Origin of the sequence: Siminovitchia fortis (genome assembly GCF_007681465.1) — a bacterium.
Lineage (GTDB): Bacteria > Bacillota > Bacilli > Bacillales > Bacillaceae_C > Siminovitchia > Siminovitchia fortis.
Map to the genome: position 1 here is coordinate 1 of NZ_VEKZ01000003.1, position 12,173 is coordinate 12,173.

The window sequence follows — 12,173 nt, forward strand, 5'->3', positions numbered from 1 at the left end:
CGAAAACACTATAATATCGCTGTTTTCGAGGAGTTTTTGGCTTTCTAGCTGTTAAAGTCGGGAAAAAGACAGCTTTTTCGCATTAACTGCGGACAGGCTGTCTTTTCCGGATTTTTTATTGTCTAGCTCCAGCGCCCAGCGACTAGCAAACTTCGCCCTCCTCCAATCGATAAGTCAACATCGGCTCGTACCTCGCCGTGTTTCCTTTATCTTATTGCGGAGTGCTCCAGTTTGTACGTCGCTGAACGGGCGCTTCCGCTTTTCTTTATTCGTCGCAGGCCCTTTTGCCGGCAACGGCATAATGATTTTTCGTCATTTCTTCAATGACAATGGTTACAGCTTCTTTTGAGGCGCCTGTTGTTTCAACAACAGCATCCGTCACCTTTTCTACAAGCGCTTTCTTCTGGCCGTCCGTACGCCCTTCAAACATTTTTACTGTTACAATTGGCATGTATGGTTCCTCCTTTGTCTATTTCGTACATGAAAATTGTATTCCTTTTTTAAAAGAGGGGCAAGATGCAGATTCATAAAATGAGGAGCGGGCAATAATTTTGTATAATGGATCAAAAGACAAGAATATAAAGGGGCTGGATATGTGGAGAGGTTTCTCGCGTTCCCTTTGGAACAAATTCCGCTTGTAGCGGCAGTACTGCTAATTGCATTCACGGTGCATGAATTTGCGCATGCTTTTACGGCATATAAATTCGGTGATCCGACGGCAAAGGATCAGGGCAGGCTTACCTTGAATCCGATCCATCATTTGGATCCGATCGGAACACTTTTGATTTTTATCGCTGGATTCGGCTGGGCAAGGCCGGTCCCTGTGAACCGTTATCATTTCAAAAATCCCCGGCTTGCGGGGATCTTCGTTTCGTTGATGGGACCGATCAGCAATTTTGCTCTGGCGGTTTTGGGGACGGCCATTTTGTTCATATTGATGGTTACAGGTGTTGCGGGACAGCTGCCGATCTTTGTCACTCAGTTTTTCAATTTATTTGTATGGATGAATGTGCTGCTATTCGTTTTTAACCTGCTGCCTGTACCGCCTCTTGACGGCTACCGGATCATAGAGGATTTGGTTTCACCATCACTTAGGGCAAAAATGACGCAGTATGAGCAGTATGGGTCGCTCATATTTTTAATACTGGTGATCACGCCGTTATCGCATTATACAATCAGGCCGATATTGAATACAGTCGTCCCATTTTTTGTAAATAGCATACAAAGTGTATTTGTCATGTTTTTAGGTTGAGAAAAAGGGAGGAAAATTGTATGGAACAAAAAAAGAGAAAGCTGGAATTTAATATTATAAAAGATGATCCGACCATGGGGCATAAGGGTTACGGAGTCGGGTCCCTTAGTTTGGAAAATATCACGCCCGTCATGCTTGATGTGGAAGAAGGGGAGGCATGGATCGAAGAACAGGCGATGCATGCAAGGAGCAAAACTGAACGTGGGGTCAAATATGTAAAAGACCGCAGCGAATTCCCTGAAGAAGGGGCAAAAAAATATTGGGTCATATGGGTTGCGGTGGATATCAAGGAAGACGGACCCTATTATGCAGGTGTGACTGCATGTGAATTATTGATTAACCGTCCGGCCCGCCGTGGCTATAAATCAATGCCGGAGCATGTCAACCATATGGACAAGGCGATGAAAGGAAAAGTGATCGTTCACAACATGGACGCCGAGTCCCGAAAAGTACTTGCGGACTTCCTCAAGAGCCATGATGAAGGCATGTGGGAGCGCTCCAGTATTGAATTGAAAGAGGAGTTTGAGAAGTGACTTTCCTGAAAAAATGTCAAATCCTGATGAAATTTTGAACAATCTATGACAGTTATCAAAAAGGAAGATTGTCAACTTGCCGATTACTGGGAAAGTAAGTAAACTAAATATAGTTTGCACGGCAAACTGGGACAAAGAAAAGCGTAGGGCGGCGTTTAGCGACGTACAGACTGGACGACTCCTGATGAGATAAAGAAGACACGGCGATGCCGCAGGCGAGCCGATGTCGACTTATCGTAGGAAAGCTACTACTTGGGATGGCTTCGTGTGATACTTCATTGAGTTAACATCGTGCAGCTTTGCGACGAGGTGAGCTTAACCTCATCGAATAAGCTGCGCCGCAGGAGCACATTAGGAGGAGGAAGTCTGCTAGTCGCTGCCGCCCGAAGCTGGACATTCGAAAAGCGAAAGCGCCTGTTTAGCACTTTCGCCAACCATCAAAAAACTTGAGGCCGCACACCTCAAGTTTTTTACTTTTTGACGAAGAAATGCCTTTGAAAAAAGTAGTTTTTCTGTGTGATAAAAGTTATCATTAAGTACAAACAAATACGGGAAGTGACCGTTGAATGATTAAGCATATAAAACCGTATTCTTTACATATCGCTGCCGTTGTATTGTTAACTCTCGGAGGGATCATGCTTGAGCTGCTCCTCCCGACGCTAATGGCCAATGTTGTTGATATCGGCATTGTCAACGGCGATATGCCTTACATATTGAAAACCGGCGGCCTTATGTTGGTTTTCGCCTTGGCAGCCATCATTCTTATGACCGGGGTGTCCTTTTTTGCATCGAAAACCGCCCTCGGTTTCGGAAGGGATATTAGGCGCAGTCTGTTTATCAACGTAGAGAATTTCTCGCTGCAGGCTTTTGATAAAATTGGCACCGCTTCTTTGATCACAAGGTCAACAAATGATGTAAAGCAGGTGCAGGATGTTTTGAATATGATTTTGCGGATGATGACGAGGGCGCCATTGATGCTGATAGGGGGCATCATTATGGCTGTCACAAGAGAGCCTGGTTTATCAGTGGTCTTTCTAGGCGCCCTCCCGCTTTTGGCATTGCTGATTTTCATTATTACGAGAAAGGCGATTCCGCTTTTTGTTTCATTACAGAAGAAGACAGATAAATTAAATCTGATTGTCCGCGAAAATTTAACAGGAGTGCGGGTCATCCGCGCTTTTAACAACGAAAATCATGAGAAAGAGCGCTTTGATGCTGCAAACCTTGATTTCCGCGATACCGGAATCAAAGTGAATAAAATGATGGCTGTGCTTTTTCCTGTCATGATGATTGTCATGAATTTTACAAGCATAGCGATTGTGTGGTTCGGGGCTGTCCGCATTGACCAGGGAGTCATGCAAGTTGGAAATCTGATGGCCTTTCTGCAGTACTCCATGATGATACTCATGTCGCTCATTATGCTGTCGTTCGGATTCATTATGATCCCGCGTGCGAAAGCTTCCATGGACCGGATCAATGAGGTGCTGAAAATGGAAAATGATATAACGGATCCGGAGCATCCGAAAAAAGGGCATGGCAAACAGGGAACCGTGGAATTCAGGGATGTCACGTTCAGATATGCCGGTGCGGAAAAACCGGTCCTTCAGCAGATCTCTTTTTCAGCAAAAAAGGGAAAAACAACAGCGATCATTGGAAGCACAGGATCAGGAAAATCAACCCTTATTAAATTAATTCCGAGATTCTATGATGTGGAAAGAGGCTCTGTTCTGGTAGACGGCATCGATGTAAGAGATATTCCACAGGAGGAATTGAGGGCGAAGATCGGCTATGTACCGCAAAAAGCTGCTTTATTCAGCGGGACAGTTGCGGAAAACCTGCGGTACGGCAATGAAGAAGCCAGCGAGGAAGAGATGTGGGAAGCGCTCGGCATCTCGCAGGCGGCTGAATTTGTAAGAGAAAAAGAAGAGGGAACCAATTTAATGATCGAGCAGGCAGGGGCGAATCTGTCAGGAGGCCAGAAACAGCGGTTGTCCATTGCTCGCGCATTGATCAGAAAACCGGAAATCTACCTCTTTGATGACAGTTTCTCTGCTCTGGACTATAAAACAGATGCAAAATTGAGAGCGGAGCTGGCAAAGGTAACCAAGGATGCAACCATCATTTTAGTTGCTCAGAGAGTGAGCACAGTTACAGATGCCGATCAAATTATCGTTCTGGAAGAAGGGGAAATAGCCGGCATCGGTACACATCAAGAACTGCTGGCGGAAAACCGCATTTACCAGGAAATTGTATCCTCACAGCGGGCAGAGGAGGAAGGAGCATGAGCAAACAACGTGTTCATCCAAGACCCGGCGGGGGCCCCAGACACGGGGTCGCTCCCGGTGAAAAACCGAAGGAGTTCAAAAAGACGCTTAAAAGATTGTCGGGCTATTTGAAACCCCGCAAATACCAGCTGCTGTTTGTTGCCATTGCAGCCATTTTTTCCACATTGTTCAATGTCATCACGCCAAAGCTGCTGGGAGATGCAACTTCTTCCATTTTTTCAAGTATCACAAAAGGGACAGGAATCGATTTCACTTTTTTGCAGAAATTGCTGCTTACATTGCTTGTTCTTTACGTCATATCAGCCGCATTCACTTATTTGCAGCAATATTTGATGGCAGGGGTTTCCCAGAAAACAACGGCCGAATTGAGAAAAGAAGTTTATGAAAAATTGGGCCGGATGCCTTTAAGCTATTACGACAGGAATCCGCACGGAGATATTTTAAGCAGGGCCATCAATGATATAGACAATATTAACAATTCGATTCAGCAGGCACTGTCACAAATTATCACTTCCTTGATTGCGATTATCGGAACGATCATCATGATGCTTGTGATCAGCCCGGTGCTGACGCTTGTCGTTGTAATCACTTTTCCATTGAGTGCGCTGGTTATCCGCTTTGTCGCATCCTTTTCCCAGAAGCATTTTGTCAATCAGCAAAAGGAACTGGGGAATGTAAACGGGCATATTGAAGAAATGTTTTCGGGGCATCAGGTCATCAAAGCGTTTGGGCATGAAAAAACTGCCATCAAGGAATTTGATGAAATCAATGAGCGGCTCTACCAATCCGGCTGGCGGGCGCAATTTATAAGCGGGATCATGATGCCGCTCATGAACTTTGTCGGAAATCTCGGCTATGTATTCGTCAGCATCGGAGGCGGGCTGCTCGTATTAAACGGAAGTATCCGGATTGGCGATGTTCAGGCATTCATCCAGTATTCACAACAGTTGACACATCCGATGACGCAGGCAGCAGGCATTGCGAACATGATCCAGACGGCGCTTGCCTCAGCCGAACGGGTATTTCATCTGCTTGATGAAGAAGAAGAGCGGAAAGAAGATCCTGCTGATGTCAATACGGATGAATTGAAAGGAAAAATTACGTTTGACCATGTCCGCTTCGGCTATGAAAAAGACAAACCGGTCATCAAAGATTTAAATCTGGACGTTGACCCGGGCCAGACCATTGCCATCGTCGGTCCGACAGGAGCAGGGAAGACAACCATTATCAATCTATTGATGAGGTTCTATGAATTGGACAGCGGAAGGATTATGATAGACGGGATCGATATCGGCAGTCTTTCCCGGGGTCAGGCGCGTTCCATGTTTGCAATGGTTCTTCAGGATACGTGGCTTTTCAACGGCACGATCAGGGACAATATTGCATACGGGCGTGAAGGGGCGAGCGTTAAGGAAATTATTCAAGCTGCCAAAAGCGCCTATGCCGATGATTTTATCCGGACGCTTCCAGATGGTTATGAGACCGTTTTGGGAGAGGACGCTTCAAACATTTCGCAGGGGCAGCGCCAGCTGATTACAATCGCGAGGGCAATTTTATCCGACCCGAAAATATTGATTCTTGATGAAGCGACGAGCAGCGTCGATACAAGGACGGAAATGAATATCCAGCGGGCTATGAACAAACTGATGGCAGGCCGCACAAGCTTCGTCATAGCCCACAGGCTTTCCACGATCCGGGATGCGGATATCATCTTGGTGATGAAAGACGGCGATATTATAGAAAAAGGGTCACACGAAGAATTGATGAAGATCAATGGCTTCTATGCCGATTTGTATAAAAGCCAGTTTAGCGGAAAAGCAAGCTGAATGGATCCCCCTCATAAATGAGGGGGATCCAACTGTTCAAAAGGAGAAGTATAAATTTTTTCATGGTTATTCATATAAAAGTATTGTTGCTTTGTCCAGCTCCAGCGCCCAGCGACTAGCAAACTTCGCACTTCTCCACTACGATAAGTCAACATCGGCTCCGACGCACACAGGATGTGCTAGTGCAGGCGAAGCGACAGGACGTCGCTGCTTGAGCCTGCCTTCGTCGCCGTGTTTCCTTTATCTCATTGCGAAGTGCTCCAGTTTGTACGTCGCTAAACGGGCGCCTGCGCTTTTCTTATCAAAATATCTTCTGCCACCAGTGTTTTTTCTTTTCTTTTTTATGCGGTACCCGCTCCTTATTAAGCTCATGCAGATGGTCGGTGCAAAACTCCGTTGGCTCTGTCCCTTTTACAAAATAGGTGAGCCTGAAGACCGGGCAGGAATTCGTCGCTTTTTTGCCATTGACAGGATCGACAGGGACCGCAGTTACCTTTGCTGGAGGCAAAAAGGCATGTTCCTTTTCATCCTGGCCTTCCAATGAACGCTCCATGAAGCGGATCCAAATATTTTTTGCGTATAATTTGTCTTCCGTCAAAGTGATTTCTTTTCCTTTGTCATATCCAGTCCATACGACGGAAGCCAATTTCGGGGTAAAACCCGCCATCCAGCTGTCGGAGTTGGTAGAACCGGACTTTCCTGCATACTCCCGGCTCATCTGGTTCATGACGGACTCCCCGGTGACCGTTGCATATCCGTTTAATTTTTTATCAAACATGCCTGTCATCATATGGCTTAAAACAAAGGCAAATTCCGGCTCCAGTACCTGCTCTTTGATTTTCGGCGCCTCATAGATCACTTTTCCGCGAAAATCCTCCACCCGGACAATGAAAACAGGCTCTACTTTCTTCCCCCCGTTTGCTATGATACTGTAGGCATTGAGAAGCTCAATCGGCTTTACTCCGGAAGTCCCCAAGGCGAGGGAAGGCACGTTCTTCATCTTTGTGGAAATGCCGAGCCTGCGGATTGTATTGACCAGTGCATCCTGTCCAAGGAACAGATGGGTTTTAACGGCATACACATTATCGGACAAAGCGAGCGCCTGGGCCATCGTAATTTCTCCATTTGCATATTGGTTGTTAAAGTTATGCGGCGTATAATCGGACTGCCCGTTGCTGAACCTGAATGTCGTCGGTTCACTCCTTAATACGGTCGATGGAGTGAAACCATGTTCCAATGCAGCATAGTACAGGAGAGGCTTTATCGTTGAGCCGGGCTGCCTTACAGCCTGGGTCGCCCTGTTGAAAGAACTGTCCTTATAGTTCCTTCCGCCAACCAAAGCTGTGACATGGCCGGTCTCCGGATCCATCGCCGCAAAACCGGCCTGGATATCAGATGTTTCCGATATCGTTTCACTTATCACTTTTTCAGCAATATCTTGTTGTTTCACATCAAGTGCCGTATAGACTTTCAATCCTCCAAGAGCTATGCTTCTATCATCCAGACCTGCTTTTTCCTTCAATTCTTTTTTTACAGTATCATAGAAATATGGTGCTTTTTCCGCCTGGTGATGGGGATGTTTCCCAATAAAGGAAAGCTGTTCCTGTGAGGCGGCTTTCGCTTCTTCCGGTGAAATCGCCCCTGTTTTTACCATAGCACCTAATACGAGTGCCTGCCTGGATTTTGCCTTTTCTTCCGAGATGATCGGAGAGTAGATTCCGGGACCTTTGGGGATGCCGGCAAGCATTGATGCTTCCGCAATTGTAAGTTCCTTTGCGCTTTTTCCGTAATAAAATTGGCTGGCAGCCTCAATTCCGTAAGCCCCATGTCCGAAGGAGATCGTGTTGATGTAGCCTTCAAGAATTTCATCCTTGTCGTAATTCACCTCTAGGCGGATTGTATAAAAAGCCTCCAGCAATTTGCGCGACCAGGTTTTATCAAGTGTCAAAAACAAGTTTCTGGCATATTGCTGTGTAATTGTGCTCGCTCCCTGGACTTTCCCCATTGCTTTGACATTAGCCGCGATGGCGCCCGCAATTCTTTTCAAATCAAAGCCGTGGTGACTGTAAAAGGTACGGTCCTCAATCGCTATGACGGCATCCGAAACATGGGAAGGCACTTCATCCAGCGAAATCCAATATCTTTTTTCCCCGCTGTTGCTTTCTCCAATGATCGAGCCGTCGGATGCATAATATAATGTGGATTGTGGAATGGACAGTGGCGGCGGGCCAAGAATTTTGATCCACAGCCAAAAAGATAATAATATGATGGTTACGGCTGTCGCAGCCAAAAGCGACAACATCGCAAACACCCGAAATGTCCTCCATTTTTTCTTTGCCCCCGTGGCTGTTTCCAATTCCTCACCCCCTGAATTCTAGCAATCTCATTCAACAGTATGAAAGAAAAAGCATGAATTTATTCATGGGGCAAGGATATATTTCTCACCAACGAAGCAATCTATGATGACGGGAGGTTATTTTGATCGCCGATTTTGAGTGCTGAGACATGGACTTTGTTTTGAAATTTTCCTATAATGAATAGGTTACATTACATAAAAAGGGTGTGGCGGCGTTGACAGCGGATGTCCAAACTCCGGTTAAAATTCATCTTACGACAAATATTTGTCTCGATGGAGAAGAAGAAACATTTGAAATGATCCTGTTTGGCCAATATTATCGGAAAAACAATGCGGTTTTTCTGAAATATGATGAAGTTCAAGAGGAAGGGACTGTCCATACGCTTGTGAAAGTGGATGACGAGGAAGCAACCATTTTCAGAAAAGGAATCATCAATATGCGTATGAAATTCCGGCTGAACGAACAAAAAGACGGATCTCATGCAAGTGAATACGGCAGCCTTTTACTGTCCACGGATACAAACAAACTGGCTCACCATGAATATGATGATAAATGTGAAGGCAAAATCAATCTTGGATATGATTTATACATGCAAGGCACACATGCCGGAAAATATGATATGGAAATACAATACAGGGAGGAAACAGGGAATTTATGAACGTAGTGGAGCAGAAGCAGGAAACACTGAAGCTGGAGATAAAGAATGCCATATTAAAGGCTGGACTGGCCGGCGAAGATGAAATACCGGCGGTCGTTCTTGAAACGCCAAAAGAAAAGTCTCATGGCGACTATTCAACCAATATGGCCATGCAGTTGGCCCGCATAGCGAAAAAATCTCCGAGGACAATTGCTGAAGAGATCAAAGCACACCTTGATGTATCGGAAGCATCCATTGAAAAAGTTGATATTGCAGGGCCTGGATTTATTAATTTTTATATGGACAACAGCTATTTGACCGGACTTGTTCCGGCGATTTTGGAAGCTGGCGATGAATACGGCCGCTCCGATGCAGGGAAAGGTGAAAAGATTCAAGTGGAATTCGTCTCCGCCAATCCGACAGGGGACCTTCATCTTGGACATGCGCGCGGGGCCGCGGTAGGCGATTCACTTTGCAATATTCTCGATAAAGCGGGCTATGCGGTTTCCAGGGAATATTATATTAATGATGCCGGAAACCAAATCAACAATCTTGCCCTGTCTGTTGAAGCCCGGTACTTCCAAGCGCTCGGCATCGACAAGCCGATGCCCGAAGACGGCTATCACGGCGAGGATATCATTGGGATCGGAAAAAAACTTGCCGAGGAACACGGCGATAAATTTGTCCATGAAAATGAGAAAGACCGTATCGCTTTCTTCCGCCGCTACGGGCTGGACTTTGAATTGGATAAGTTGAAAAATGTCCTGAAGCAGTTCCGTGTAGCTTTTGATGTATGGTATTCGGAAACATCCCTTTACGAAAGCGGAAAGATTGATGAAACACTTGAATTGCTTCAGGAAAAAGGCCACCTTTACGAAAAGGAAGGGGCAACATGGTTCCGTTCGACCGATTTTGGCGACGACAAAGATCGTGTGTTGATTAAGAATGATGGCAGCTACACATATATTACACCGGACATTGCTTACCACCTCGACAAAATCAACCGCGGTTTTGATAAACTCATCAATATTTGGGGCGCTGACCACCATGGTTATATCCCCAGAATGAAGGCGGCAATCGAGGCGCTCGGCTTTGATCCTGACATGCTTGAAGTGGAGATCATTCAGCTGGTTAACCTGTATAAAGACGGGGAAAGGGTCAAGATGAGCAAAAGGTCGGGAAAAGCGGTGACAATGACAGACTTGATTGAAATGGTCGGACTTGATGCGGTGCGCTACTTCTTTGCCATGAGAAGCGGTGACACGCATATGGATTTTGATCTTGATCTGGCTGTTGCCGAATCAAATGACAATCCCGTCTACTACGCCCAGTATGCCCATGCGCGGATTTGCAGCATTTTGCGTTCCGCAGAAGAAAAGGGAATTTCCTTTGATGCAGGCACCGACTTTTCATCCCTTTCCAGCGAAAAAGCGATTGATCTCTTGAAGAAACTCGGTGAATTCCCTCAAGTCATTGCGGAGGCGGCTGATAAACGGATTCCCCATCGGATCACCAATTACATTTTTGAATTGGCGTCCGTTTTTCACAGCTATTATAATGCTGAAAAAGTGTTGAATGAAGAACAGCTTGACGAAACGAAAGCCCGCCTCGCCCTCGTAAATGCGGCCCAAATCACATTGAAAAACGCATTGACATTGGTGGGCGTGTCTGCACCGGAAAAAATGTAATATTTCACATGACAGGAGCGCCGAATGGCGCTCCTGTTCATTTTATAAAAAATATTTAAAGAGCATGCCTGCCCATTCTTTCGAGCGTACGGATAAGGGGGGATCAGCCAGGTCTTCAGGGGATAACCGGCTGGAACGGCTTATATCTTCCTGAACGATTCTTTCAGTTTCTTCAATAAACTTTTGGTCGTAGATAAAACAATTGATTTCGTAGTTAAGCCTGAAGCTTCTGCAATCGAAGTTGGCTGTTCCGATGTCACAGAACGTTCCGTCTATCAAGATGACTTTTGCATGGAAAAAGCCGGCTTCATATTGATAGACATCCCCTCCGGCTGCCAGGATCTTCCGCAAATAGTGGAGAGAAGCCTCCTTTACAATCGGATGGTCCGATTTATCAGGGACTAGAACTGTTACGGCAACGCCTCTTTGGATCGCCTGCACAAGCCCGGAAACTAATTTTTCGGGAGGGATGAAGTAAGGTGTACCGACAAAAATATTTTCCTCCGCTTGATCAATCAACTGCAGGATTTCCTCTTCTGCATCCACTCCCTGTGTCGGAAAAAAACGGTAGGGCATCGGCCCTTTCTCCAAATGAGGATAAAGGGAACTGTCCTTCAAATGGCTGGTACCTGCTGCCCTCTCCCAGTCCAGCAGGAACTCTGTCTGCAGATCGGCAATACCTTCGCCTTCGATCCGTAGATGATAATCCCGCCATGGTGAAAGGACGGGATCCAGATCAATATATTCCTTTCCCACATTAAACCCGCCTACGTAACCGATTTTTCCATCAATGATCGTGACTTTTCGATGATTTCGTTGTTGAAGGGAAAAAAAGGCAAAGGGAAAACGGGGACGGTGGCAAAAAACGACTTCAACTCCGGCAGAGCGAGCCTTTTTAAGAAGGCTTTTTGAAACCGTTCTGCTTCCAAACCAGTCAAGCAGCAGGCGCACCTTGATCCCTTTGCGGGCTTGGTCGATCAATATTTCAAAAAACAGTTGGCCGAATCGGTCGTTTTTAACAATATAAAAGAGCACATGGATACTTGTTTCAGCCTTATAGAGATCATCAAAGTAATTGGAAAAAAGTTCCGGGCCGCTCGTTATCAATTGAATCCGGCCATTTCTGACAGGGTAGCTGCAAGGCCTCATTTTTTTTCCATGAACATATCTGCCGAGAAAAAAATCCGCGGAAGCGGCAAAAAGTAATGCGGTGATTAAAATGATGGACCCAGTCAGCCACTTCAATTGGAATTCCCTCCTCAAAACAGAAATGAATCCTGATTAGTATTCCCAAATTCTTTTTGAAAAAGCTGTGAAAACAGAATAAATCGTGTATAATTACTGTTGATGCAAAAAAATAGTATATTTTTGGATTCGGTTGCTTTTCATGCCCGCTTTTAAAAAACGGCAATGAAAGCTGAAAAAGGGAAGTTGGTGAAATTCCAACGCGGTCCCGCCACTGTAAATGGGAGCGTCCTGCCATAGACCACTGTGCGCATATGCATGGGAAGGGGTAGAATGCGATGAACATGAGCCAGGAGACCTGCCGGATTCAAACACCAAAAACCTGCGCGGATGGGAGAGGTGACAAACAG

9 protein-coding genes and 1 riboswitch are annotated in these 12,173 nt (G+C 45.8%); of the genes, 6 read left to right on the forward strand and 3 right to left on the reverse strand.

Annotated elements, in window-relative coordinates; genetic code table 11:
- Positions 1 to 265: 265 nt before the first annotated feature.
- Positions 266 to 451: a 2-hydroxymuconate tautomerase gene (locus tag FS666_RS01695; protein ID WP_120071627.1), complete on the reverse strand. Its 186-nt coding sequence runs from the start codon at positions 449 to 451 to the stop codon at positions 266 to 268.
- Between the two features lie 144 nt (positions 452 to 595).
- Here FS666_RS01695 and FS666_RS01700 point away from each other — a divergent pair, with 144 nt between their 5' ends.
- The 4 genes from FS666_RS01700 to FS666_RS01715 all read left to right on the forward strand — a co-directional run bounded on the left by FS666_RS01700 (position 596) and on the right by FS666_RS01715 (position 5,896).
- Complete coding sequence (locus FS666_RS01700) at positions 596 to 1,252, forward strand: site-2 protease family protein (RefSeq protein WP_144460161.1); 657 nt, start codon at positions 596 to 598, stop codon at positions 1,250 to 1,252.
- A gap of 20 nt (positions 1,253 to 1,272) precedes the next feature.
- Positions 1,273 to 1,785, forward strand: coding sequence for a YwhD family protein (locus FS666_RS01705; protein ID WP_144460159.1), 513 nt, complete (start codon positions 1,273 to 1,275; stop codon positions 1,783 to 1,785).
- 566 nt (positions 1,786 to 2,351) lie between these two features.
- The gene (locus FS666_RS01710; protein ID WP_144460157.1) at positions 2,352 to 4,070 is read left to right on the forward strand and encodes an ABC transporter ATP-binding protein; all 1,719 of its coding nucleotides are present in this window, start codon (positions 2,352 to 2,354) and stop codon (positions 4,068 to 4,070) included.
- Positions 4,067 to 5,896, forward strand: a complete 1,830-nt coding sequence (locus tag FS666_RS01715) for an ABC transporter ATP-binding protein (protein WP_144460155.1) — start codon at positions 4,067 to 4,069, stop codon at positions 5,894 to 5,896. Before FS666_RS01710 ends, FS666_RS01715 begins: the two co-directional genes overlap by 4 nt.
- A gap of 301 nt (positions 5,897 to 6,197) precedes the next feature.
- Here FS666_RS01715 and FS666_RS01720 read toward each other — a convergent pair whose 3' ends face one another.
- Positions 6,198 to 8,198 (reverse strand): transglycosylase domain-containing protein, encoded by a 2,001-nt coding sequence (locus FS666_RS01720; protein ID WP_144460180.1) that lies wholly within the window; start codon positions 8,196 to 8,198, stop codon positions 6,198 to 6,200.
- 260 nt (positions 8,199 to 8,458) lie between these two features.
- Here FS666_RS01720 and FS666_RS01725 point away from each other — a divergent pair, with 260 nt between their 5' ends.
- Positions 8,459 to 8,911, forward strand: coding sequence for a YwiB family protein (locus tag FS666_RS01725; protein WP_244943813.1), 453 nt, complete (start codon positions 8,459 to 8,461; stop codon positions 8,909 to 8,911).
- A complete protein-coding gene (argS, locus tag FS666_RS01730) occupies positions 8,908 to 10,578 on the forward strand; it encodes an arginine--tRNA ligase (RefSeq protein ID WP_144460153.1) in 1,671 nt (556 codons plus the stop codon). Before FS666_RS01725 ends, argS begins: the two co-directional genes overlap by 4 nt.
- 42 nt (positions 10,579 to 10,620) lie before the next feature.
- On the opposite strand, the gene cls is transcribed toward argS, so the two are convergent.
- Positions 10,621 to 11,823 (reverse strand): cardiolipin synthase, encoded by a 1,203-nt coding sequence (cls, locus tag FS666_RS01735; RefSeq protein ID WP_144460151.1) that lies wholly within the window; start codon positions 11,821 to 11,823, stop codon positions 10,621 to 10,623.
- A gap of 113 nt (positions 11,824 to 11,936) precedes the next feature.
- A riboswitch (cobalamin riboswitch) is annotated at positions 11,937 to 12,143 on the forward strand.
- Positions 12,144 to 12,173: the final 30 nt, after the last annotated feature.

Bases quoted from the DNA above. Each gene is read 5' to 3' on its own strand.
- FS666_RS01695 (WP_120071627.1), bottom strand. From the start codon at position 451: ATGCCAATTGTAACAGTAAAAATGTTTGAAGGGCGTACGGACGGCCAG.
- FS666_RS01705 (WP_144460159.1), top strand. From the start codon at position 1,273: ATGGAACAAAAAAAGAGAAAGCTGGAATTTAATATTATAAAAGATGAT.
- FS666_RS01710 (WP_144460157.1), top strand. From the start codon at position 2,352: ATGATTAAGCATATAAAACCGTATTCTTTACATATCGCTGCCGTTGTA.
- FS666_RS01715 (WP_144460155.1), top strand. From the start codon at position 4,067: ATGAGCAAACAACGTGTTCATCCAAGACCCGGCGGGGGCCCCAGACAC.
- FS666_RS01720 (WP_144460180.1), bottom strand. From the start codon at position 8,198: ATGTTGTCGCTTTTGGCTGCGACAGCCGTAACCATCATATTATTATCT.
- argS (WP_144460153.1), top strand. From the start codon at position 8,908: ATGAACGTAGTGGAGCAGAAGCAGGAAACACTGAAGCTGGAGATAAAG.